This is a genomic window from Sphingomonas sp. Root720 (assembly GCF_001428605.1).
Taxonomy (GTDB): Bacteria; Pseudomonadota; Alphaproteobacteria; order Sphingomonadales; family Sphingomonadaceae; genus Rhizorhabdus.
Genome location: NZ_LMID01000015.1, coordinates 422,662 through 446,218, shown reverse-complemented (window position 1 = coordinate 446,218; position 23,557 = coordinate 422,662). Strand labels below are relative to the sequence as shown.

Genomic DNA, 23,557 nt, shown 5'->3' with positions numbered 1-23,557 from the left:
TAGGGTTGGTAGGGCTTACGCCTTCTTCAGGTGACGGCGGCCGAGCAGCTCGGCGATCTGCACCGCGTTGAGTGCGGCGCCCTTGCGGAGATTGTCCGAGACGCACCACAGGACGAGGCCGTTCTCGACGGTCGGGTCCTCGCGGACGCGGCTGACATAGGTCGCGAACTCGCCGACGCACTCGACCGGGGTGACGTATCCACCGTCCTCGCGCTTGTCGACGAGCATGACGCCGGGCGCCTCGCGCAGGATCTTCTGCGCGTCCTCGGCCGACAGTTCGTTCTCGAGCTCGATGTTGATCGCTTCCGAGTGGCCGACGAAGACGGGGACGCGGACGCAGGTCGCAACGACCTTCACCTTCGGATCCATGATCTTCTTGGTCTCGACGACCATCTTCCACTCTTCCTTGGTGAAGCCGTCGTCGAGGAATTTGTCGATGTGCGGGATCACGTTGAAGGCGATCTGCTTGGTGAACTTCTTCGGTTCGGCGGGGTCGCCGACGAAGATGTTGCGGCTCTGCTCGAACAGCTCGTCCATGCCCGCCTTGCCGGCGCCCGACACCGACTGGTAGGTCGAGACGACGATGCGCTTGATCTTCGCGGCGTCGTGGAGCGGCTTGAGCGCGACCACCATCTGCGCGGTCGAGCAGTTCGGATTGGCGATGATGTTGCGGGCCTTGTAGCCGTCGATCGCCTCGGGATTCACCTCGGGCACGATCAGCGGCACGTCCGGGTCCATCCGGTAGAGCGAGCTGTTGTCGATCACGGTGCAGCCGGCGGCGGCGGCCTTGGGCGCATGGATCTTGGTCGCGTCGGAGCCGATCGCGAACAGGGCGAGGTCCCAGCCCGACCAGTCGAAATTGTCGATGTTCTGGACCTTGAGCATCTTGCCGGTCTCGCCGAACTCGATCATGTCGCCCTGGCTGCGGGCGGAGGCGACGGCCGCGATCTCGTCGATCGGGAATTCGCGCTCGGCCAGGATGTTCAGCATTTCGCGGCCCACATTGCCGGTGGCACCTGCGACGACGACACGATAACCCATGGTCATTCTTCCTGTTTTGCGACGTCATCCCGGCGAAAGGCCGGGATCCCATTGCGATGGTCGGTGTAGCAATGAGAGTCCGGCTTCGGCCGGAATGACGGGACGGATTCTATCCAGACAAGCAAACGGCCGGTCTCCCGAGGGAGCCGGCCGCCTGCGAGGTTTGCTATGGAAGCGCCGGCTTCAGGCTTCCTTGGCCTCGGCGGCCGGTTTATTGTCGCGACGCTCTGCAATACGCGCGGATTTGCCGCGGCGGCCACGCAGATAATAGAGCTTGGCGCGACGGACGACACCCTTGCGGACGACGTCGATCGACTCGATGTTCGGCGAGTAGAGCGGGAAGACGCGCTCGACGCCTTCGCCGAACGAGATCTTGCGGACGGTGAACGACGAACCCATGCCCTTGTTGGCGCGGGCGATGCAGACGCCCTCATAGGCCTGGACGCGGGTACGCTCGCCTTCGACGACCTTCACGCCGACGCGCAGCGTGTCACCGGGACGGAATTCGGGAATCTTCTTCGATTCCTTGAACTTGGCAATCTGCTCGGCTTCGAGCTGCTGGATGAGGTTCATGCTCATCGCTCCTTCTTCTGTCGCCGCGCGCCAGAGGGAGACTGGTCCCGAGCGTCCTCATGACGCTCCCAAAGGTCCGGCCTCCTTAGCCTTGTATCGGTCTCGGCCATGGCCTTACGCCAGCCCAAGATCCTCGCATGATCCCCAGATCGCAGCACCTCGGGGATCGTGCGCCCTTCCCACTCGGCAGGTCGGGTATAGTGCGGATATTCGAGAAGCCCCGTTTCGAAGCTTTCCTCATCACCGCTGTCGGGCGCGCCCATTACCCCGGGAAGCAGCCTTATGCAAGCATCGAGCAGCACCAGCGCGCCCATCTCGCCGCCCGACAATATATAGTCGCCGATCGACACCGGCTCGATCGGCCGCGCCTCGAACAGCCGCTCGTCGATTCCCTCGAACCGGCCGCAGAGAATCGTGACGCCGGGCCCGGCCGCAAGCTGCCGCACGCGCGCCTGGGTGAGCGGTGCGCCGCGCGGCGTCATCGCCAGCACGGGGACGTCGGGCCGGGTCTCCAGCGCATGGTCGACGGCGCGGGCGAGGATGTCCGCGCGCATCACCATGCCCGCGCCGCCGCCAGCCGGCGTGTCGTCGACCGAGCGATGCCTGTCGGTGGTGAAATCGCGAATCTGGACCGGATCGCACGACCATTTCCCCTCGGCGAGCGCACGGCCGGCGAGCGACGTGCCGAGCGGTCCGGGAAACATCTCGGGATAGAGGGTCAGGATGGTGGCGGCGAAGGTCATGTCAGGGTCAGATCGTCCAGCTTTCAACCTTGAGGCCTGATGCGTCCGCGAAGTGGGTCTCGTCGTCGGTTACGCCTTACAATACCCGCCGGGCGACGAGATCGGTGCACAGCGCGAGCAGCGCGCCCGCGACCAGCAGCAGGATGAGCATCAGGCTCCAGCCTGCCACCGCCATGTTGCCGGTCAGCAGCAGCGCGACGGCGAGGACGACGGGCGGCAGCACCACCTGGACCGAGGCCGCGACGAAGCGGATGTGCGGCGGCAGGCCGAGTTTGCGGGTGCGGACGACGCCATAGGCGACGATCACCAGATAGACGCTGCCGATCAGCAGGAAGATGGTGACGGCATTCATGCGACGAACTCCGGGTCGATCAGCAGGCGATCGGGCTCGATCGTCACCGCCTTGGCGACGGGGACCATGAAGCGCTTGCCGTCGGGCTTCTCGATCTCGAGCACGTCGCCCGCGCCGAAATCCTCGATCATCGCGGCGGTGCCGATCGTCTCGTCGCCGACCAGGCAGGGCAGGCCGATCAGGTCGATATGATAATATTCGCCCTCGGCCAGCGGCGGCAGGGCCGAGCGCGGGACGCTGAGTTGCGTGCCGCGCAGCGCCTCGGCGGCGTTGCGGTCGGCGATCTCCGCGAAGCGCGCGACCGCGCCGTTCGCGGCGGGGCGGCAGGAGACGAGCGTGAAGGTCCGGCCCGCGCCGGACAATGTCTTGTACGCCGTCAGATTATCGCTGAACAGCTTGAGCCGCACCTCGCCGGTGATCCCGTGCGCGCCGGCTATGGCGGCGACGGTGATGGGCTTGTCGCTGCTCACTGGATTCCCACTTCCGTCCATTCGCCTTCCCGCACCTCCGTCATCCCAGCCTTCGCTGGGATGACGGGTACGGCGATGTCGGCCCGGCACGCCGGGTCGGAGCGCGTCAAGCTTCGCTCTTTTCCTCAGCTGCGGCTTCGGCGGCGGGAGCCTCCTCGGCAGCGGCTTCGGCCGGGGCTTCGGCGGCGGCTTCCTCGACGGCGGGCGTCTCGGCGGCAGCCTCCTCGGCCGGGGCCTCGGTCACTTCCTCGGCGACCGGCTCTGCGACCGGCGCCTTGGCGGCTTCGGCGGCGGCTTCCTCGGCGGCGGCGATCTTGGCCGCACGCTCCTCGGCGCGCTCCTTGGCCTTCTCGCCCGGCTCGGCCTTGTTCGGGTTGCTGCGCGCGGCGCGCTCCTTCACGCCGGCGGCGTCGAGGAAGCGGGCGACGCGGTCGGTCGGCTGCGCGCCGACCGAGAGCCAATGCTTGGCGCGCTCGGTGTCGAGCACGACGCGCTTGGGATCGTCCTTGGCGAGCAGCGGGTTGTAGGCGCCGATCTTCTCGATGAAGGCGCCGTCGCGCGGGCTGCGCGAGTTGGCGACGACGATGCGATAATAAGGACGCTTCTTGGCGCCGCCACGGGCGAGACGGATGGAAACGGACATTCGATATTCCTTTCTGGTATTCGGATCAGGTCAAATCAGCGTTTTTTCAGGAAATTCTGGAAACCGGGGGGCAGGCCCTGCGGGTTGCCCGGCAGGCCGGGAAGGCCGCCGCCGCCCGGCATCGGCGGAAGCGCGCCGGCACCGCCGCCGCCCAGCATGCCGCCGAGGCCGCCGCCCCCGCCGAGCAGGCCGGCGAGGCCCTTGAGCCCGCCCATCTTCTTCATCTTCTTCATCATCGTCGACATGTCCTGATGCATCTTCAGGAGCTTGTTGACGTCCTGCACCGTGGTGCCGGAGCCCTTGGCGACGCGGATCTTGCGCTTGGCGTTGAGCAGTTCGGGCTTGGCGCGCTCCTTCGGCGTCATCGAGCCGATGATCGCGTCCATCCGCACCAACACCTTGTCGTCGGCGGCGCCGCTCGCCATCGCCTGCTTGACCTGCTTGATGCCGGGCAGCATCGCCGCGAGGCCCGACAGGCCGCCCATCCGCGACATCTGCCGCAGCTGGTTGCGCAGGTCGTTCAAGTCGAACAGGCCCTTGGCCATCCGCGCGGCGAGCGCCTCGGCCTCCTCGACCTTGATCGTCTCGGCGGCCTTCTCGACGAGGCTGACGACGTCGCCCATGCCGAGGATGCGGCCGGCAACGCGGCTCGGCTGGAACAGCTCGATCCCGTCCAGCTTCTCGCCGGTGCCGACGAACTTGATCGGCTTGCCGGTGACGGCGCGCATCGACAGCGCGGCGCCGCCGCGCGCATCGCCGTCCATCCGGGTCAGCACCACGCCGGTCAGGGCGACCTGCTCGGAAAAGCTCTTGGCGACGTTGACGGCGTCCTGGCCGGTCAGCGCGTCGACGACGAGCAGGATCTCCTCGGGCTCGGCGACCGAGGCGACCGCCTTCATCTCTTCCATCAGCGCCTGGTCGACGTGGAGACGGCCGGCGGTGTCGAGCATCAGCACGTCGAAGCCCTGGAGCTTCGCGGCCTGGAGCGCGCGCCGGGCGATGTCGACCGGCTGCTGGCCCTGCACCACCGGCAGCGTCGCGACCGAGGCCTGGGTGCCGAGCACGGCGAGCTGTTCCTGCGCGGCCGGGCGGTTGACGTCGAGCGACGCCATCAGGACCTTCTTGCGACCCTTCTCGGTCAGCCGCTTGGCGATCTTGGCGGTGGTCGTCGTCTTGCCCGAGCCCTGGAGGCCGACCATCATGACGATGGCGGGCGGCGAGACGTCGAGGTTGAGGTCCGACGCCTCGGAGCCGAGCATCTCGACCAGCGCGTCGTTGACGATCTTGACGACCTGCTGGCCCGGCGTGACCGAGCGGAGCACCTGCTGGCCGACCGCCTGCTCGGTGACCTTCTCGACGAAGGTGCGGACGACGGGCAGGGCGACATCGGCCTCGAGCAGCGCGACGCGGACCTCGCGCATCGCCTCGCGCACGTCCGATTCGTTCAGCGCGCCACGGCCGCGCAGGCGGTCGAAGACCCCGCCCAGCCTTTCGCTCAGACTTTCGAACATGCGTTCACTCCTCTGCGCCGAAGCGCCGAAATTGCTGACCTTCGGACCCGAAACGCAAAGCGCGCCGGCGGGCGAAACCTCGCCGGCCAGCGGGCGTCCGTGGACGCTTGCCAATGCTTTCGTGTCGGAACGACGAGGCGGTCCCTAGCCGCAAAGCCCGGCAAAGGCAAGGATCGCGGCCCGGTTTCCCCGTCTAGGGACTTGTGGCCGCGCGCCAATCCAATAAGTTGCGGGGCATGTTGCATCGCGCCATCGCCTTCCTTTCCGCCCTCCTCCTCTCGCTTTCACCCGCTACGGCCCGCGCCGTGCCGGCCACCGGCATCGTCGCCGCCGCCGAGCCGCGCGCCGCGGCGGCGGGGCAGGAGATATTGCGCGCCGGGGGCAGCGCCGCCGACGCCGCGATGGCGATCATGCTGGCGCTGACCGTCACCGAACCGATGTCGTCGGGGATCGGCGGCGGCGGCTTCCTGGTCTATCACGACGCGAAGACCGGCCGGGTATCGACCATCGACGGGCGCGAGACCGCCCCCGCCTCGGCCGGGCCCGACCGCTTCCTCGGCGCCGACGGCAAGCCGCTGCCCTATATGCAGGCGATCCCGGGCGGCTATTCGGTCGGCATCCCGGGCAACGTCGCGCTGATGGCGGAGACCCACAAGCGCTGGGGCAAGCTCACATGGGCCCGGCTGTTCGAACCGGCGATCCGGCTGGCCGAGCAGGGCTACACGCTGCTGCCCGACAACGAGCCCGGGCCCTATTCGGTGCAGCGCACGCTCGCCTTCCGGCTGAAGCAGGCCGAGCGGCTCTGGGCCGACTTCCCCGAGGCGCGGGCGATCTACTGGAAGGACGGCCGCCCGCTGACCAGCGGCGAGACGGTGAAGAACCCCGTGCTCGCCGCGACCCTGCGCGAGATCGCGGCCAAGGGACCCGACGCCTTCTACAAGGGCGACATCGCCCGGAAGATCAGCGCCGCGATCGCCGCGTCGAAGCGCAACCCGACGGTGATGAGCGCCGCCGACCTCGCCGGCTACCGCGCCAAGCCGCGCGCGGCGATCTGCGGCGTCTATCGCGGCTACCGGATCTGCGGCATGGGGCCGCCCTCGTCGGGCGCGATCACCGACCTGATGATCCTGAGCATGCTCGAACGCTTCGACCTCAAGGCGCTCGGCAAGGATTCGCCGGTCGCCTGGCACCTGATCGGGGAGGCGATGCGCCTCGCCTATGCCGATCGCGACGCCTGGCTGGGCGACACCGACTTCGTCGCGGCGCCGGTCGCCGGGCTGCTCGATCCCGCCTATCTGGCCGCGCGCTCGAAGCTGATCTCGCCCGACCGGACGCTGGGCGAATATCGACCGGGCACCCCGCCCGGCGCCGGGCCGCTGGCGATGACGCAGGCGCCGGCCGAGCAGGGCACCACCCATTTCGTCGCGATCGACCGGCAGGGCAACATCGCCAGCATGACCTCGACGGTCGAGGGGCCGTTCGGTAGCTCGCTGGTCGCGGGGGGCTTCTTCCTCAACAACGAGCTGACCGACTTCAACGAACAGCCGCGCGAGAATGGCCGGCTGGTGCCCAACCATGTCGAGCCGGGCAAGCGGCCGCTGTCGTCGATGTCGCCGATGATCGTCTACGGCCCCGACGGCAGGCCGGCGATGGCGCTGGGATCGGCGGGCGGGCGGACGATCATCATGCACGGCCTCAAGGCGCTGGTCGGCACGATCGACTGGGGCCTGCCGGCGGCGGATGCGATCGCGCTGCCTAACCTCTTCTTCAACGGGCCCGCGCTGACGGTCGAGCGCGGCAGCCCGCTCGAGGCGATGATCCCGGCGCTCGCCCGGCTCGGCGAGACGGCGGTGGCGGGCGAGCTGCCGTCGAAGCTGACGATCCTGCAGCGCACGCCCGCCGGCTGGGTCGGTGCCGCCGACCCGCGCAGCCCCGGCGTCGCCCTGTCGCAATGAGCCCGTCGCGGCGAGTTCGTCGGAGCGGCGTCGCGGGGGCGGCCGGGAAAATAATTTCGGGTCCGTAAACCGGCCATTTACCGCGACTGCGCTATGTCGATTCGCGTGGAGGGCGCGTGTTTGCCCTGCACGGCTTTTCCGGTCGTATTCGGGATGTGTTGCGTATGGCGTATGTGAATCAACGGGAGGCCGCGCGTCCAGGCGCGGCCGAGACGGTCGGCGCGCTCCTCGCGGCCGACGGCGCGAAGGGCCACCCCTATATCGCCTGCCAGATCTTCGCGCGGGGCCGGGAGGCGTCGCGGGACCTGGCCGATGCGGTCCACCTGATGTCCAGCCTGCACGGCAGCGCCCCCAGCATCGTCGACCTGGCACGCGCCCGGCCGGCGCCCGAGGCGGTGCGCGGCTGGCTCGACGCGGCGGCCGAGGGCTTCGCCGTCGAGCGCGGCTTCCTGATGCGGACGGTGGTCGCGGCGGGACCGCTGCCCAGCACGCCGCGCCAGGCCGAATGCGAGGCCGCGGTCGCGGGCCAGCGCCACGCGCTCGACATGCTCGGCCGGTCGGACCGCGCGGGCTGCGGACTCGGCGCAGCGGTCGCGCTGGTGCTCGACTGGCGCGCGATCCGCACCGTGATCGACGCCGCCGCCCAGCGCTTCGGCCTCCCCCTCACCCCGCCCGCGCTCCCGTCCGCGCGCCAGACGATGGCGGCGATCGAGGCGGCCGCGGCGGCGGCCCCGATCGACCGGGCGATGATGTTCGGCGCGCAGCAACTGCTCGTCCAGCATCGCGGCCTGTGGGGCCTGCTCGAGGCCCGGTCGGAAGCGCGGAATCTGGCGTTCGTGTAAGCCCTCAGACGCCGGGCGCGGGGCATTTCCCCGCTTGGCTTCCTCGCACAAGCTCGGGCGGCCGTTCGGCCTTGCCGCAACGCGGCCAAACAAACTTGCCCTTCGCTGCATCGCACCCTATCGCCGTTAGGCGATTGGCCTGGCGGGAGAGTGCGGACGTGCGTTTCGAGGGAACGAGCAACTATGTGGCGACCGACGACCTGAAGGTCGCGGTCAACGCCGCGGTCACGCTGCGGCGCCCGCTGCTGGTCAAGGGCGAGCCGGGCACCGGCAAGACCGTCCTCGCGCACGAGATCGCCGCCGCCGCCAACGCGCCGCTGATCCAGTGGCACATCAAGTCGACCACCAAGGCGCACCAGGGCCTCTACGAATATGACGCGGTCGCCCGCCTGCGCGACGGCCAGCTCGGCGACGCGCGGGTCCACGACATCGGCAACTATATCAAGCGCGGCAAGCTGTGGGAGGCGTTCACCGCGCCGCAGCTTCCCGTCCTGCTGATCGACGAGATCGACAAGGCCGACATCGAATTCCCGAACGACCTCCTCCAGGAGCTCGATCGCATGTCGTTCGACGTCTACGAGACGGGCGAGACGGTCGCGGCGAAGGAGCGGCCTATCGTCGTCATCACCTCGAACAACGAGAAGGAGCTGCCCGACGCCTTCCTGCGCCGCTGCTTCTTCCACTATATCAAATTCCCCGACCGCGACACGATGCAGGCGATCGTCGACGTCCATTTCCCCGGCATCCAGAAGGCGCTCGTCAGCAAGGCGATGGAGATCTTCTACGAGATCCGCGAGGTCCCCGGCCTCAAGAAGAAGCCGTCGACCAGCGAGCTGCTCGACTGGCTGAAGCTGCTGCTGGTCGAGGACATGCCGCTCGAGGTGCTCCAGAACCGCGATCCCAAGAAGGCGATCCCGCCGCTCCACGGCGCGCTGCTCAAGAACGAGCAGGACGTCATGCTGTTCGAGCGGCTGGCCTTCCTCGCCCGCCGCCAGGGCGGCTGATCCCGGCCGAGGGGGATTCGGAGGGCGGATTCGGGCGCGCGATTCATCCTTTATCCATGAAGTCCATATAGTTGGCCGGACATGGCCACACCGCGTACCCCGTCCCGCTCCGCCGCCCCTGCTCCCGTCCCACGCCCGCAACCGCTGACTCCGGCGACGATGGCGGGGCTGTGGACCCTGCGCTTCGGCCTGTTCGGCTGCCGCGACGACGAGACGCAGGGCGGCATCCTCCATGTCGAGGGCAACCGGATGGCGGGCGGCGACAGCCAGCTGATCTTCCACGGCGAGTTCGCGATCGACGGCCCCACCACGTTGACCGCCTCGCTGCAGGTCGTCCGCCATGGCGGCGGGCTCGACTATCGCGGCGTGTTCGGCCCGCTCGCCCCGTTGTTTCGCCTCGAGGTGGCGGCCGAGGCGATCGGTCCCGACCTGTTCGAAGGCCGGATCGGCCGCACGGGCGTCCCCGCCCTCCGCGTCGTGATGCGCCGCTTCGAGGCGATCACCGAGCGCAGCCGGATCGTGTGACGCGGGTCCGTCTCCGTTCTCTTCGTCGTCATCCCGGCGAAAGCCGGGATCTCCCTGCCCTTCCGCCCCCTGGAAAAGATAAAGTGAGATCCCGGCTTTCGCCGGGATGACGGAAGGGCGGCGGCGTTTACGCAAAGATCCCGCCTGCGCTGGCATGACGAAAAAAGGACGGTCCATAGGTCACAGCAGCGACGGCGGCCCCACCGCCTCCACCGTCAGCGTGCCGGCCGGGGTCGGGCGCAGCAGCTCCAGCGCGGGGACCGATCCGTCGAGCCAGCCCGCCCAGTCGCGGCGGTCGAGCAGGACGACCTGGCGGCGGTGATAAGGGGCGATGTCGGGGCCGGGCTCGCAGGTCAGCAGGGTGAAGGCCTCGCCGCCGGTGGCGCCGCCGTCCGGACCGGGGATCGCCGCGTCGGCCTTCCACAGGCCCGCGATCGCGAACCAGTCCGCGCCGGCCCAGCGGAACAGCCACTTGTCCTTGCGCCTGCCCCTGCCCTTGTCGTTGCCCTTGGGGTCGGCGGGCGCGGTGAACTCGTAGAAGCCGTCGACCGGGACGAGGCAGCGGCCCTGGCTGGCCGAATTGCGGAAGTCGCGCCCCTCGCCGCGATAATTATAGACCGGCTTGCCGCTTTGCCCCGCCCAGCTCCAGCGGCGGGTGACGAGTTCGGCGACCCCGGCCTGCCCCCGCGCCGCGCGGACGATCACGCTCGGATCGGTGATCCGCACGCTCGCGCTGGGCTCGATATTGGGCAGGCCCTCGGGAAAGGCGAGGCTGACCTTCGCCTGCTGGAGGCCGAGGATCAGCAGGTCGAGGTCGAGCTTGCGCGAAAATTCGTTGCACATGGCGCGGGAAACTGGCGCGTCGGCCCGCTGCACGCAAGCGTCTCCGGCCTCTCTCCTTTCGCCAGGACCGTCATCCTGGCGAAAGCCGGGATCTCTCTTTTCTTTCCGCGAGATGCGCCTACCCCACAGCCCAAGGTCAGGGAGATTCCGGCTTTCGCCGGAATGACGAGGAACGTTCCGCAAAGGTCCCTCCTCCGCTGGCATGACGGGAGCGGAGGAGCATCTTGGTCCCGTAACCGTCATTCCGATGGTAGGGAAAGGGGGCGCTAGGCGCACATCCCCACCCGCGCTATGCCCGTGCCGATGGCGCGCGACGACCGACAGATCCGACCGGCCGGCGCGACCCGCTTCGCCGGGATCCGCGCGCGGCTCGAGGCGGCGGCGCCCGCGCGGGGCTTCCCGGCCTTCGCCTACGAGTTCCTGCTGTTCGGCTTCAAGCAGGGCTGGGCCTGCCTGTTCGGCGCGCTGATGCTGGCGCTGCTGCTGGCGACGCATCTCTGGTGGCCTCCGCAAGCGCCGGTCGCGCGCTATGATGTCCTGACGGTCGCGGCGCTGCTGATCCAGCTCGGCATGCTCGCCTTCCGGCTGGAGAGCTGGGAGGAGGCGAAGGTGATCCTCGCCTTCCACATCGTCGGCACGGCGATGGAGCTGTTCAAGACCGCGCACGGTAGCTGGGAATATCGCGAGGCGGGGGTGCTCAGGATCGGCGACGTGCCGCTCTTCTCGGGCTTCATGTATGCGGCGGTGGGCAGCTACCTCGCCCGCGTCTGGCGCATCTTCGACTTCCGCTTCAGCCACTACCCATCGCGTCGGGCGACGGTCGCGCTGGCGGTGGCGATCTATGTCAACTTCTTCGCGCACCACTGGCTGCCCGACATCCGCCTCGGCCTGTTCGCGGCGACGGCGCTGCTCTACCGGCGGACCTGGGTCCATTTCCGCCCGTTCCGCACGTATCGGCGGATGCCGCTGCTGCTCGGCTTCCTGCTGGTCGCGCTGTTCATCTGGTTCGCCGAGAATATCGGCACCTGGGCGCATGCGTGGAGCTACCCGCACCAGAAAGCGGCCTGGACGATGGTGCCGATCGGCAAGCTGGGGGCCTGGTATCTGCTGATGATCATCAGCTTCGTGCTGGTCGAGCGCGTGCATGGCGCCGGATCGCGGGACTCGCGAACATGACGGCGACGGGGTGACGCCTGTTCTTTCGTCACCCCAGCGCAGGCTGGAGTCTCCCGAGGCTCCTGCGACGACCCGGTCTCCCCTCTCCGGAGATGCCAGCCTGCGCTGGCATGACGCGAAAGAGGCCGGGTTCGGATGCCCGATTTCCGGGTGCATGGGGTTGTGTGTTCGAATTTTTGCTTTTTCATTTTCATCGGCGACGAGCCGGGCCAGCGCGGCGGGGCTGGTGGCGCGCAGATAGCGGCCGACTTCCCGGATCCAGGCCGAGCGGCCACCATGTTTCCAGCCATTGCGATTGCCGCGCGGGGCGCCGCTGCCCTTGCCGCCATGCATCCGGCAGCGCCGGGCGCCGTTCACCGCCGGGGACCGGCAGGGCGCACCCGAGCGGGTGCGCGCGCCGCAGCGGGGGGCGGCGGCGAGGATCGCGGGTTCGGCGGTCGGCGGCCTCTGGTCCATGGCGTATCGAGGCGTAGCGGGCGGGAACCTACAAGAGAAGAACAAATGGGGTACGATATGGGCGGGGCGAGCGGCCTGATCGCGCGGTTCGGGAGCAAGGCAGCGGGACCCGGGTCGAGCCCGGGGTGACGGGTGGGGGGTGGTTTGTCGCTTTTCGTCGCGCCCGGGGTGACGGGAGGAGGGGCATCCCCGCATCCACGGCGTCACGTCGGCGCAGGCTGGGGTCTCGGGCGGCTCCCGCGGCGGCGTGGTCTCCTCTCCCCCGAGAGGCCGGCCTGCACTGGCAGGACGGGGAGCAGAGGGAGGAATCGAGGTGCCGGAGGAGGGGTGGCGTCCCCTCCTCCGGGCCTCAGCCGAAGTCGGCGAGGGCGAAGTCGGTGGGGGACTGGTTCTGGAAGCTGACGACCGAGTCGATCGCCGCGCCGCCATTGCCCGACCAGAAGATCAGGGTGGCGCCCTGATAGCCGATCGCGGCGACCTCATGATCGCCGGCATGGCCGTCGAACAGCGCCTGGGCGGCGGTGCGGGCGGCGTCGATGCTGGCGGCGGCGGCGGCGCTGCTGCCGGTCAGCACCGTGGCGGGGACGAAGCCGAGCGAGATCAGGTCGCTGCCCTGCTCGAAATCGGCGACGCTGTCGATCGTGGCGCCGATCGGGCTGGTGCCGGGGCCGAAGACGAACAGATCGGCATCCCAGCCACCGAACATGCGATCGGCCCCCAGATCGCCCATGATCGTGTCATTGCCCTCGCCGCCGCTGATCCAGCCATCGTCGCCCTGCCCGCCGCGCAGCAGATCGTTTCCTTCATTGCCCTGGATATAGTCGTTGCCAAGATTGCCGTTGATCGTGTCGTTGCCGGGGCCCCCGTAGAGGGCGTCTTCGCCCTGGCCGCCATAGAGCCGGTCCGACCCGTCTCCGCCCTCGACAAGGTCGTCGCCGGCGTTGCCCTGGATATAATCCGAGCCCCCGCCGCCGGCCAGATAGTCGCCTTCATCGGGACCGCCGTTGGGCGACTGCCCCCAGAGATGATCGTTACCGGGTCCGCCGCTCATCTGATCGAAGCCGTCCCCGCCGAGGAAGACGTTGTGCCCGGCGACATCGCGGATGATGTCGTCGTGCGAACTGCCCTGATAGACATCGTCGCCGGGCAGCAGCGCCGCCAGCGGATCGCCGCCTGCCCAGGACTGACGGAAGGCCGCGGCGGATATGGCGAGCCCACCGACGTCGAACGCGCCGTAGACCGGCGCCGACCAGTGCAGCCCCGTGATCGTACCCGATACAAGCAGGCCCTGCGCGTCATAGGTAAAGCCGATGCCGGAATAGCTGCTCCGTCCCACCTGGTCGTCGAAGATCCAGGAGGTGGTCGTCTGGACATGGATCGCTTCGGGCCGGGGTTTGACGGCGACGAAGTCGAAAAGGGATCCCATGTAGACCGGCGCATCGCCGACCGGCGTGACCATCACCATCCGTGCGTTCCCCTCAAAGCCTGCCCATCGTTGCTTGGGGAGGGCGGGAAGCGTCAAGCTATCCAGCCTGCAAAAGATCGGAAATGGAGACGATTGGGGTGCGGCGATAGGGGGCCGCGATCTCAGATGATGTCGCGCTCGCGGCGGCGGCGCAGCAGGGAGAAGGCCGAAAGGACCGAGAGGAGCAGCCCGCCGATGAGGATGGCGAGGCCGCGCCCGCTCGGGTCGGGCGTCCGGCCCTGCGCGATGACCAGATAGTCGCCGGCCAGCCGCGCGCCGAGCGCGTCGCGGACGCCCTTCTGGTCGATGCGGTCGACCGTCAGGACCGATTCGACCATGCCCTCGATCGGGTGTTCCTCCTCGAGCGTCTCGTCCCCCGCGGTCGGATAGGACTCCTGGGCGAGGCCGGCGAGGATGCCAGCCATCCGGTCGGCCAGTGTCTGGTCCTCGATATGGACGAGGAGCTTCGCCGGCGCATCGCCGCCGTCGGGCGCGCCAGCGGGGCGGACGCGGACATAGACGTCGGGGAGGGTCGCCCCCGTCACGCCGCGCAGGGTGACGGCGTCGATCAGCCGCCAGCTGGCGCCCTGCACCCTGTACCAGCCGAAGCCGGGCATCCCGGCGACCAGCCGGTCATAGGCGATGTCCTTCCGCTCGGCCGCGACCTTCGCCTCGTAAAGCGCGTGTCCACCGAACGCCATCGCGCCGAGGCCGATGACGAGCCCGATCCATCCCAGTCGCATGCGCATGTCCCCCGGAACCCCGGACCGGTAACGTGTCGCCGGAATTTACCGGAATTCAACGACGCACGCCTTCCCCGGTCAAATGAAGTCATCCAGCCCATATTGGGCGCTCTGGCTGTAGCTCATCTGCACCACCGAATCGACGAGGCCGTCGTTGTTGCTCGACCAGAAGATCAGCATCGTGGCGGCTGGGCCTTCCATTACCGCGAGCTCGCAATTGCCAGCATGCTGATCGAACAGGGCCTGGGCCGCCGCGCGCGCACCCTCCATGAAGGTGGCGGCGTTCGTCTGGGCGGTCCCGGCCAGCACCGCCTGTGGCGTGAAGCCCAGCATGATATGATCGATGCCGTCTTCGAAAGAGTGGATCTGATCGACATCTTCGCCGATCGGGCTGGTGCCCGGGCCGAAGACGAAGATGTCGATGCCCGCTCCGCCATATAGTACGTCGACGCCCACATCCCCCATCAGGACGTCATTGCCATCGCCGCCGTCGATCGTGTCATTGCCCTGGCCGCCGCGTAGCACGTCGTTGCCCGCGCCGCCTTCGATGGCGTCATTGCCGCGATTGCCGTTGATGCTGTCGTTGCCGGCGTCGCCCGACAGATGGTCGTCGTCCGCGCCGCCGTTGATCCGATCCGATCCGTCCCCACCCAAGATGCGATCATTACCGGCATTGCCCTGGATATAGTCCGACCCGGCGCCGGCTTCGACATAATCGGCGCCGTCCGCCCCGCCGGCGACCGACAAGCCATAGATATGGTCATTGCCGTCGCCGCCGACGATCGTGTCGTTGCCGGCCCCGCCCTCGACAATATTGTGGCCCGAAATATCGACGAGCCAATCGTCGAGGGCGCTGCCGTGGAGATGATCGTTCCCCGACAGCAGCGAGCGCGCAAGATTATGATCGCCGATCCCGTTCGGCGTGGCGAAGATCACCGGATCGAGCCCCCAGGACGAGCTGGCGGCCTTGTTGAAGAGGACCGCGCCATCCTTGCTATATTCGAAGGAGTTCAGCCAGCCACCGGTGGGTCGGCCCTGCCCGTCATAGGTCAGGTCGGTGCCGGTGAAGGCATAGCGATAGCCATCGACTTCGTAGACCAGCGTCTGCGCCGTGCGCGTCACGACCGTCGTCGGCAATCCGATCCGCTCGATCCCGAAATCCATGCGCAGCGCATTGTCGCCGGTGGGAAATATGTGCGTCATGTGATGATCCCCCGATAATGACCGACTGTTGGCGATTATCGCGCCGATGTCATGGGGATGGTCGTCGAAATGGATGCGATTGTCGTGCTGCCATTTGGCCGCCTGTCAGGCGGATGCTCCGCAGGTGGGTAAACCGGTGCGGAGGTAATGGCGTGCGACGCTGTACGAGCATGTGTTAACGAGCAGCTCATGCACTGGCCTTGCGGTTCCAGCTATTTAGTAGAGTGTCCCGTACCTCCTGTCCTTCGCTTTTTGGAACAAAGAACGAACGATTCGCTCTTGCTATCACCTGCGATACGCGCGACGATTGAGCGAAGATTCGTTGGATGTTGACGGCTTCGGTTGGTTTGCGAAGGCCGTACGGAATCTGCCCAACGCGCAAAGGGTAATAATGACCTTCGAATATGGTAATCTTAATTTGAGTATTCGCGGTTTAGCAAACTGGCTGTTGGATTATGCCGATTCACGAGGGCTGTTGCTAACCAATATGGCTCTGAACAAATTGCTTTTTTTTGCGTATGAGGCGCTTCTACTTCACAAAGGTATCGTTCTTACTAACGCGAAAATTGAAGCTTGGGAGCATGGTCCGGTTTTTAGAGAAATCTACCAGGCGTTCAAGAAGTTTGAGGACAAACCGATAAGAGATCGGGCGCGATTTTTTTCCGCGAAATCGGGAAAAGAGGAGGTATCTTCGGTATCGTTATCTGAGTCGGATGAGGCAACGCTACGAGATTCCATAGAACCTTTAATTCGTTTGTCCGCATCACGCTTGAGAGAAATTTCGCATGTAGAAGGCGGCGCATGGCACCAAGTATGGTGGTACGATGGGCATGCTAATCCGGGAATGGAAATTACGCCTGAATTAATAGTCGCAGCACGACCGAAAGGGTAATGTGATGGTTTCGCCGGAGCGGAAAATTGCTGAAATCAGAAAACCCCCGTCGCTTGCGAATTGGGTGAGACTGAATGATCGGCGCCGCGACGAAACAGCGCGCAAAATAACGCGATTTGTCTTAGGAAAACCACGTTATGCGTTAACTCAAATATACCGACTATTCGCCGATTACGTTACTTTCGGTCTTTCCCGAGAAACCCTTGAGAAAGCGCTAATAGGTATAGCGAACCCTCTAGTTAGCCGGCTTGGTCGAGAAATAGCTGCAGCTCTTATTCCTTGGCTCGGTGCGCGCGACATAAAAGGCATCCAAGTCTTTCACGACATGATCGCGATGTATCCGATTGGTCGAAACATGTTTGTACCTGTGAAGCCCACATTCACGTTTCTGGACAAGGGCAAGCTGACGCCGGTTTTTCTGATCGGCTGGGCCAGTATGCCTTTTTCCGACTTTCAAAGCCGTTTGTTTGCCACCATCGTCCAAAAGGCAATCCTCTCGCTGGAAGGTTTTGAGGGATCCGACGCGCTCATAATTTTTGTTCCCCGAATAGCGGGAAGCAAAACGGATCGCCATGTCCGGGCGTGGAAGGTTAGTGAGCGTCAGTTGTTGACGGACGGTGAACTGAGAGATCAGTTCGATCGGTTCGGTAACGCGCTGGATGACGCCGTTCCGGTTATCCTCGAAGAGCTTGCCCGTCGCGGAGAATGAACAAAGCCAGCCTCCCCGGGCACCGACCGGCTCCGAACGGCAGGCGGCTTACTCGGCAGCTTGAGCACTCCGGGCGCCCGGAGGCAGCATCGGCTTGAGATGCGCCCCGGGATAGCTGCGCATTTCCTTTGCCACCTGTTCTTGCTCAGCTTGCGCGTCGATCTCGGAGCAGCAGACTAAGGTAATGCCCCGTATGGGAGCGCTGCTCTTGAGATGCTCGGGCGTGCCCTCCGCTGCCATTTCTCCACCCCGCACAACAGATCTGCGGCGAAAGACCCGAAGTCTATCCGTTTGCCCGGCCACTGGACCGGATCGTCAGCGTGCGACATCCGAAGCTCCAAAACCCCGCGCGGTCTCATGGCGGGCCCGCCTCTCTACATAGGCCGCATAGGCGTTCGGATGAAGCCGCCGGGGCTTTGCGTATTTCCAATGCCGAGACAAAGGGCGGACGCTCGAACCGGCGAACGCTTCCCGAACCAAAGATGGACAGGGCCAAGCCTGCCGGTGGATTCCCGCCTTCGCGGGAATGACGGTCGGGGGTGGCGGGCGCTGTGGCCTGACAGGGCGTGGGCGTACCGGATAGCGCGGCCTCGCGCGCCGACGCCATTGCCTCCCCGATCTGCGAGCGGCGGGTCGCCTATTCGGCGGCCTGAACGCTCCGGGCACCCGATGTCAGCAGCGGCTTGAGATACGACCCCGTATAGGAGCGCGGCTCCTTCGCCACCTGCTCCGGCGTCCCCTCGGCCACGATCTCGCCCCCGCGCACGCCGCCTTCGGGGCCCAGGTCGAGCACCCAGTCGGCGGTCTTGATGACTTCGAGGTTGTGCTCGATCACCACCACGGTGTTGCCCTGCTCGACCAGCGCGTGGAGGACTTCGAGCAGCTTGCGGACGTCCTCGAAATGGAGGCCGGTGGTCGGTTCGTCGAGGATGTAGAGGGTGTTGCCGGTCGCGCGGCGGGAGAGTTCCTTGGCGAGCTTGACCCGCTGCGCCTCGCCGCCCGACAGGGTGGTCGCCTGCTGGCCGACCTTGACATAGCCGAGGCCGACTTCGGCCAGCATCGCCATCTTGTCGCGGATCGGCGGGACCGCCTTGAAGAACTCGACCGCGTCCTCGACGGTCATGTCGAGGACGTCGGCGATCGACTTGTCCTTGAACTTCACCTCGAGGGTCTCGCGGTTGTAGCGCTTGCCGTGGCAGACGTCGCAGGTGACGTAGACGTCGGGCAGGAAGTGCATCTCGATCTTGAGCAGCCCGTCGCCGGTGCACGCCTCGCAACGGCCGCCCTTGACGTTGAAGCTGAAGCGGCCCGGCTTGTAGCCGCGCGCCTCGCTCTCGGGCAGGCCCGCGAACCAGTCGCGGATGTTGGTGAAGGCCCCGGTATAGGTCGCCGGGTTCGAGCGCGGGGTGCGGCCGATCGGCGACTGGTCGATGTCGATCACCTTGTCGCAGAACTGCAGGCCGGTGACCTTGTCATGCGCGCCCGCGACCATGCGCGCGCCGTTGAGCGAGCGCGCGGCGGCGGCGTAGAGCGTGTCGATCGTGAAGCTCGACTTGCCCGATCCCGACACCCCGGTGATGCAGGTGAAGGTGCCGAGCGGGATCGAGGCGGTGACGTCCTTGAGGTTGTTGGCGCGGGCGCCGTGGACGGTGACCTTCTTGCCGTTGCCCTTGCGGCGCTTCTTCGGCACGTCGACCATGCGGCGGCCCGACAGATAGTCGCCGGTCAGGCTGCCCTCATGCGCGAGGATGTCGTCGAGCGTGCCCTGCGCAACGACCTCGCCGCCATGGACGCCGGCGCCCGGCCCCATGTCGAGGATATAGTCGGCGGTGCGGATCGCGTCCTCGTCATGCTCGACCACGATCACGGTGTTGCCGAGGTCGCGCAGGCGCCGGAGGGTGACGAGCAGCCGGTCGTTGTCGCGCTGGTGCAGGCCGATCGACGGCTCGTCGAGGACGTAGAGCACCCCCGACAGCCCCGAGCCGATCTGCGAGGCGAGGCGGATGCGCTGACTCTCGCCGCCCGACAGCGTGCCCGAGGTGCGATCGAGGTTGAGATAGTCGAGCCCGACATTGTCGAGGAAGCCGAGCCGCTCGACGATCTCCTTGAGGATCCGCTCGGCGATGGCGTTCTGCTGATCGTTGAGGTGGCGCGGCATGTCGCGGAAGAACTTCAGCGCGGGGCCGACCGCGCGGCGGGTCGACATGCTGATGTCCTCGCCCGCGATCTTGACCGCCAGCGCCTCGGGCTTGAGGCGCGCGCCGCCGCACACCTCGCAATGCGCGGCGCTCTGATACTTGGCCAGCTCCTCGCGCATCCACGCGCTCTCGGTCGCGAGCATGCGGCGTTCGAGATTGTGGATCACCCCTTCGAACGGCTTCTGGACGTCGTAGCTCTTGCGGCCGTCGATGAAGGTGAGGGTGATCACCCGCCCCCTGGTGCCGTGGAGGACGGCGTCGCGGGCCTCCTCGGGCAGCTCGTTCCACGGGGTGTCGAGCCGGAAGTCGTAGGCGCGCGCGACCGAGCTGAGCACCTGCATATAATAGGGACTGGGCGGGTTCGACTTGGCCCAGGGCACGACCGCGCCCTGCTTGATCGACAGCGCCTCGTTCGGGACGACGAGCTGCGGATCGAAATAGAGCTTCTCGCCCAGCCCGTCGCAGGCCGGGCAGGCGCCCTGCGGCGCGTTGAACGAGAAGAGGCGCGGCTCGATCTCGGCGATGGTGAAGCCCGAGACGGGGCAGGCGAATTTCTCCGAGAAGGTGACGCGGTTGGCGGGGACGCCGGCGTTCTTCATCTTGCCGCCGGTCCTGCCTTCGGCCGCCATGCCAGCGGAGGCTGGCATCTCGGGAGACGCGGGCGCCGCTTCACTCCCGAGACTCCGGCCTTCGCTGGAGTGACGGGAATCGGGAACAGCTTCGGCATATTGGAAGGATGCGGGCATCTCCCGGACGGAGGGGCGATGCGCGGTCGCCTCGGCCACCGTGGTGTCGACCAGGTCGGCGAAGGCCAGCCCGTCGGCGAGGCGCAGCGCGGTCTCGAGGCTCTGGGCGAGGCGGGTCTCGATGCCGTCGCGGACGACGAGGCGGTCGACCACCACCTCGATGTCGTGCTTGTACTTCTTGTCGAGCGCGGGGGCGGCCTCGATCTCATGCATCTCGCCGTCGATGCGGACGCGGGTGAAGCCCGCCTTCTGCCATTCGGCGAGCTCCTTGCGATATTCGCCCTTGCGGCCGCGCACGACCGGGGCGAGCAGCAGGAAGCGGGTGCCCTCCTTGAGCTGCATGATCCGGTCGACCATCTGGCTGACGGTCTGCGCCGAGATCGGCAGGCCGGTGGCGGGCGAATAGGGGATGCCGACCCGCGCCCACAGCAGGCGCATATAGTCGTAGATCTCGGTCACCGTCGCGACGGTCGAGCGCGGGTTGCGGCTCGTCGTCTTCTGCTCGATCGAGATGGCGGGGGAGAGGCCCTCGATATGGTCGACGTCGGGCTTCTGCATCAGCTCGAGGAACTGGCGCGCATAGGCCGACAGCGACTCGACGTAGCGGCGCTGGCCCTCGGCATAGATGGTGTCGAAGGCGAGGCTCGACTTGCCCGAGCCCGACAGGCCGGTGATCACGATCAGCTTGTCGCGGGGCAGGTCGACGTCGACGCCCTTGAGATTGTGCTCGCGCGCGCCGCGCACCGAAATATGAGTCAGCATATTCGCAAATGTTCCAGATTTGTTCGCGGCGCGCAAGGCGGCTTGTGGGCGAAGGGGCTATCTGGGATCTGGCCGGGCGATTCTCAAGGGCCGCGGCCGGGCGCGGTCAGCGCGTGGCGCCGGGCTTCCACAGCGGATCGCCGGCGCCGGCGCGGTTGAGCCGGCGGGCGAGGACGAACAGATGGTCCGACAGCCGGTTGACATAAGCGAGCCCGACCGGGTTGAGCCCGACATCGGCATCGGCCGCCACCGCCGCGCGCTCGGCCCGGCGGCAGATCGCGCGGGCGAGGTGGACCGCCGCCGCGCCGGGGTCGCCGCCCGGCAGGACGAAGCTGCGCAGCGGCTCGAGTTCGGCGTTCATCGCGTCGATCTCCGCCTCCAGCCGCTCGACCTGCGCGGCGACGATGCGCAGGCGCATCTCCGACGGCGCGAAATCGGGACCGGGGGTGGCGAAGTCGGCGCCGAGGTCGAACAGCTCGTTCTGGATGCGGCCGAGCTGGGCGCGGGCGTCGTCGGGCAGGGCGTGGGTCAGCGCGACGCCGATCGCCGAGTTGAGCTCGTCGACATCGCCGATCGCGGCCATGCGCGGCGCGCTCTTCGACAGGCGCGACCCGTCGACGAGGCCGGTCTCGCCCCGGTCGCCGGTGCGCGTGTAGATCCTGGTCAGGCGAACCATCGGGCGGGGCCGTCTATTGGCGGCTCATGATCAGCAGCAGGATGACGAGGATGATCGCGATCGCCTGGAAGGCGATGCGCATCCGCATCATCTTGTTCTGCTTGAGCCCCGACTGGTTCACGCCGCCCGCCTTCAGGTCGGCTTCGGTCGTCCGGAGGAAGGCGATGATCCCGCGCACCAGCGCCACGACGGTCGCGACCATCGCGGCGAGGATCAGGATGAAGAAGAAAGTGTTTCCGCTCATGGCAGGGGGTTTAGCGCGGGCGGGGGGCGAGGTCGAAGGAAAAGAGGGGGCGTTCTCTCTTCCCGTCGTGCCAGCGCAGGCTGCGCATCCAGGAGATGAGGTGGCGTCCCAGCCTCACGAGATGCCAGCCTGCGCTGGCATGACGACATCTTTTTTACTCGCTCTCCACTCACGTCACCCCAGCGCAGGCTGGGGTCTCGGGAGATGACGTGGCGCCCCRGCCTCCTGAGATGCCAGCCTGCGCTGGCATGACGATATTTTTTTAACTCGTTCTCCCGGCACGTCACCCCAGCGCAGGCTGGGGTCTCGGGAGATGAYSTGGCGCCCCGGCCTCCTGAGATGCCAGCCTKCGCTGGCATGACGATTGGGGGAGGGGAGGATTACGAAAGAAGCCGTTCGAACAGGTCCGCCCATTCGGGATTGCCCTCTTCGACCAGCCGGATCTTCCACGCGCGCTTCCAGGCCTTCAGCGCCTTTTCGCGCGCGATCGCCTCGTCGATCGTCGCATGCTCCTCGGCATGGACGAGCCGGCAGAGATTGTAGCGCCTGCAGAAATCCGCGCCGTCGCCCTGGCGATGCTGGTGGATGCGGGCGGCGAGATGGGCGGTGACGCCGACATAGAGCGTGCCGCGCGGCCGGTTGGTCATGATGTAGGTCCAGCCGCCCTTCCGCATGACGCAAGCGTAACGAACCTCTCCGGAGATGCCAGCCTGCGCTGGCATGACGGTTTCTTTTTTCCTCGCTCTCCAATGACGCCACCCCAGCGCAGGCTGGGGTCTCGGGAGAGGTGCGGCGCGCTCAACGGCGGTGGGGCGCCGAGCCTCGTAGCCGCGCCACCAATGCGGCCGCATCGGCGCCCCCGGCGCGCATCGACGCCAAGGTCGGGGAGCCCGCGCGCTTGGCGAGGCGATCGCCGTTCGCGTCGGTCAGCAGCGGGTGGTGGTGGTAGCGCGGCGTCGGCAGCCCCAGCAGCGCCTGGAGCAGCCGGTGGACATGGGTCGCGGCGAACAGGTCCTGCCCGCGCACCACGTCGGTCACGCCCTGCGCGGCGTCGTCGACGGTGACGGCGAGGTGGTAGCTGGTCGGCGCGTCCTTGCGGGCGAGGACGACGTCGCCATGGACGCCGGGGGTCGCGGCGACCGTGCCCGCACCGGCGTCGTGCCAGGCGAGCGGGCCGCATTGCGCGACGGCCTTCGCGACGTCGAGCCGCCAGGCATGCGCCTCGCCCGCCGCTATCCGTGCGGCGCGCTCCTGGGGCGACAGGCCGCGGCAGATCCCCGGATAGAGCGGGCCGCCATCGGGACTCACGGCCGGCCCGTGCGGCGCGGCGGCGCTCGCGGCGATCTCGGCGGCGATGCGGGCGCGGGTGCAGAAGCAGGGATAGACGAGCCCCGCCGCCTTCAGCCGGTCGAGCGCGGCGGCATAGAGCGGCAGCCGCCGCGACTGGAAGACGACCTCCCCGTTCCAGGCGAGGCCGAGCCAGCGCAGGTCCTCGACGATCCCCTCGACATGTTCGGGCCGGCAGCGGGTGGGGTCGATATCCTCGATGCGCAGCAGGAAACGCCCGTTTCCCGCGCCGTCCGGGCCATGCGCCAGATCGTGCGCCAGCAGCGCCGAGAAGGCGTGGCCGAGGTGGAGCCGTCCGGTCGGGCTCGGGGCGAATCGGGAAATCAGCGCGGAAGGCACGGGGACTCTTGACGGGGAGTCAGTGGAAATGCTGTCATGCCCATGTCACGCTTTCCGGCGAAAGGGTGGCCACGAGGGCGCGGCCGGTTCGGCCATAGG

At 67.2% G+C, this 23,557-nt stretch carries 23 protein-coding genes and 1 pseudogene; 7 read left to right on the top strand and 17 right to left on the bottom strand.

Translation table 11 applies throughout. The features are described from left to right. Positions 1-15: 15 nt before the first annotated feature. The 7 genes from ASE22_RS24300 to ffh all read right to left on the bottom strand — a co-directional run bounded on the left by ASE22_RS24300 (position 16) and on the right by ffh (position 5,333). Positions 16-1,041 carry an aspartate-semialdehyde dehydrogenase gene (locus ASE22_RS24300; RefSeq protein WP_056366204.1) on the bottom strand — a complete coding sequence of 342 codons (1,026 nt, stop codon included), beginning with the start codon at positions 1,039-1,041 and terminating at the stop codon, positions 16-18. 183 nt (positions 1,042-1,224) lie between these two features. Continuing rightward, positions 1,225-1,614: a 50S ribosomal protein L19 gene (gene rplS / locus ASE22_RS24295; RefSeq protein ID WP_056365870.1), complete on the bottom strand. Its 390-nt coding sequence runs from the start codon at positions 1,612-1,614 to the stop codon at positions 1,225-1,227. 2 nt (positions 1,615-1,616) lie between these two features. After that, positions 1,617-2,357, bottom strand: coding sequence for a tRNA (guanosine(37)-N1)-methyltransferase TrmD (gene trmD, locus ASE22_RS24290; RefSeq protein ID WP_056365866.1), 741 nt, complete (start codon positions 2,355-2,357; stop codon positions 1,617-1,619). Positions 2,358-2,433: 76 nt separating this feature from the next. Then, positions 2,434-2,709 (bottom strand): hypothetical protein, encoded by a 276-nt coding sequence (locus ASE22_RS24285; protein WP_056365862.1) that lies wholly within the window; start codon positions 2,707-2,709, stop codon positions 2,434-2,436. Next, complete coding sequence (gene rimM, locus ASE22_RS24280; protein ID WP_235535991.1) at positions 2,706-3,179, bottom strand: ribosome maturation factor RimM; 474 nt, start codon at positions 3,177-3,179, stop codon at positions 2,706-2,708. Before rimM ends, ASE22_RS24285 begins: the two co-directional genes overlap by 4 nt. 106 nt (positions 3,180-3,285) lie before the next feature. After that, complete coding sequence (gene rpsP, locus ASE22_RS24275) at positions 3,286-3,822, bottom strand: 30S ribosomal protein S16 (RefSeq protein WP_056365856.1); 537 nt, start codon at positions 3,820-3,822, stop codon at positions 3,286-3,288. 35 nt (positions 3,823-3,857) lie between these two features. After that, positions 3,858-5,333, bottom strand: coding sequence for a signal recognition particle protein (gene ffh / locus ASE22_RS24270; protein WP_056366201.1), 1,476 nt, complete (start codon positions 5,331-5,333; stop codon positions 3,858-3,860). Between the two features lie 236 nt (positions 5,334-5,569). Between ffh and ggt the strand changes: the two genes are divergently transcribed. From ggt to ASE22_RS24250, 4 genes are all read left to right on the top strand, one after another. Beyond that, a complete protein-coding gene (gene ggt / locus ASE22_RS24265) occupies positions 5,570-7,288 on the top strand; it encodes a gamma-glutamyltransferase (RefSeq protein ID WP_056365853.1) in 1,719 nt (572 codons plus the stop codon). A 164-nt stretch (positions 7,289-7,452) separates the two neighbouring features. Beyond that, the gene (locus tag ASE22_RS24260; RefSeq protein ID WP_056365850.1) at positions 7,453-8,130 is read left to right on the top strand and encodes a DUF6975 family protein; all 678 of its coding nucleotides are present in this window, start codon (positions 7,453-7,455) and stop codon (positions 8,128-8,130) included. A gap of 158 nt (positions 8,131-8,288) precedes the next feature. Further along, positions 8,289-9,134, top strand: coding sequence for an AAA family ATPase (locus tag ASE22_RS24255; RefSeq protein WP_056365846.1), 846 nt, complete (start codon positions 8,289-8,291; stop codon positions 9,132-9,134). Positions 9,135-9,215: 81 nt separating this feature from the next. Beyond that, positions 9,216-9,659, top strand: a complete 444-nt coding sequence (locus ASE22_RS24250) for a hypothetical protein (RefSeq protein ID WP_056365844.1) — start codon at positions 9,216-9,218, stop codon at positions 9,657-9,659. A gap of 180 nt (positions 9,660-9,839) precedes the next feature. On the opposite strand, the gene ASE22_RS24245 is transcribed toward ASE22_RS24250, so the two are convergent. Beyond that, a complete protein-coding gene (locus ASE22_RS24245; protein WP_056365841.1) occupies positions 9,840-10,502 on the bottom strand; it encodes an SOS response-associated peptidase family protein in 663 nt (220 codons plus the stop codon). 303 nt (positions 10,503-10,805) lie between these two features. Here ASE22_RS24245 and ASE22_RS24240 point away from each other — a divergent pair, with 303 nt between their 5' ends. Further along, positions 10,806-11,678 (top strand): DUF817 domain-containing protein, encoded by an 873-nt coding sequence (locus ASE22_RS24240; protein WP_056366198.1) that lies wholly within the window; start codon positions 10,806-10,808, stop codon positions 11,676-11,678. A gap of 318 nt (positions 11,679-11,996) precedes the next feature. Here ASE22_RS24240 and ASE22_RS28055 read toward each other — a convergent pair. From ASE22_RS28055 to ASE22_RS24225, 4 genes and pseudogenes are all read right to left on the bottom strand, one after another. Continuing rightward, positions 11,997-12,134: pseudogene (locus ASE22_RS28055) on the bottom strand (HGGxSTG domain-containing protein); the annotation flags it as partial. A gap of 349 nt (positions 12,135-12,483) precedes the next feature. Next, a complete protein-coding gene (locus ASE22_RS24235; RefSeq protein ID WP_056365838.1) occupies positions 12,484-13,599 on the bottom strand; it encodes a calcium-binding protein in 1,116 nt (371 codons plus the stop codon). Positions 13,600-13,721: 122 nt separating this feature from the next. Next, positions 13,722-14,342, bottom strand: coding sequence for a hypothetical protein (locus tag ASE22_RS24230; RefSeq protein WP_056601273.1), 621 nt, complete (start codon positions 14,340-14,342; stop codon positions 13,722-13,724). Between the two features lie 78 nt (positions 14,343-14,420). Continuing rightward, the gene (locus ASE22_RS24225; RefSeq protein WP_056365829.1) at positions 14,421-15,545 is read right to left on the bottom strand and encodes a calcium-binding protein; all 1,125 of its coding nucleotides are present in this window, start codon (positions 15,543-15,545) and stop codon (positions 14,421-14,423) included. A 391-nt stretch (positions 15,546-15,936) separates the two neighbouring features. Between ASE22_RS24225 and ASE22_RS26405 the strand changes: the two genes are divergently transcribed. Both ASE22_RS26405 and ASE22_RS27025 read left to right on the top strand, forming a co-directional pair. Then, the gene (locus ASE22_RS26405; protein ID WP_156397266.1) at positions 15,937-16,437 is read left to right on the top strand and encodes a Panacea domain-containing protein; all 501 of its coding nucleotides are present in this window, start codon (positions 15,937-15,939) and stop codon (positions 16,435-16,437) included. Between the two features lie 4 nt (positions 16,438-16,441). Then, the gene (locus ASE22_RS27025) at positions 16,442-17,146 is read left to right on the top strand and encodes a hypothetical protein (protein ID WP_156397267.1); all 705 of its coding nucleotides are present in this window, start codon (positions 16,442-16,444) and stop codon (positions 17,144-17,146) included. A 637-nt stretch (positions 17,147-17,783) separates the two neighbouring features. Here the strand turns inward: ASE22_RS27025 and uvrA are convergent. The 5 genes from uvrA to gluQRS all read right to left on the bottom strand — a co-directional run bounded on the left by uvrA (position 17,784) and on the right by gluQRS (position 23,458). Next, on the bottom strand, positions 17,784-20,852 hold the full coding sequence (uvrA, locus tag ASE22_RS24210; protein ID WP_056365820.1) for an excinuclease ABC subunit UvrA: 3,069 nt from the start codon (positions 20,850-20,852) through the stop codon (positions 17,784-17,786). Positions 20,853-20,958: 106 nt separating this feature from the next. Next, a complete protein-coding gene (locus ASE22_RS24205; RefSeq protein ID WP_056365818.1) occupies positions 20,959-21,528 on the bottom strand; it encodes a cob(I)yrinic acid a,c-diamide adenosyltransferase in 570 nt (189 codons plus the stop codon). 13 nt (positions 21,529-21,541) lie between these two features. Next, entirely contained in the window at positions 21,542-21,772 is a 231-nt protein-coding gene (locus ASE22_RS24200; protein WP_056365815.1) for a twin transmembrane helix small protein, read from the bottom strand. 380 nt (positions 21,773-22,152) lie between these two features. Next, positions 22,153-22,446 carry a GIY-YIG nuclease family protein gene (locus tag ASE22_RS24195; RefSeq protein WP_056365811.1) on the bottom strand — a complete coding sequence of 98 codons (294 nt, stop codon included), beginning with the start codon at positions 22,444-22,446 and terminating at the stop codon, positions 22,153-22,155. Positions 22,447-22,570: 124 nt separating this feature from the next. Beyond that, a complete protein-coding gene (gene gluQRS / locus ASE22_RS24190) occupies positions 22,571-23,458 on the bottom strand; it encodes a tRNA glutamyl-Q(34) synthetase GluQRS (RefSeq protein WP_056365808.1) in 888 nt (295 codons plus the stop codon). Positions 23,459-23,557: the final 99 nt, after the last annotated feature.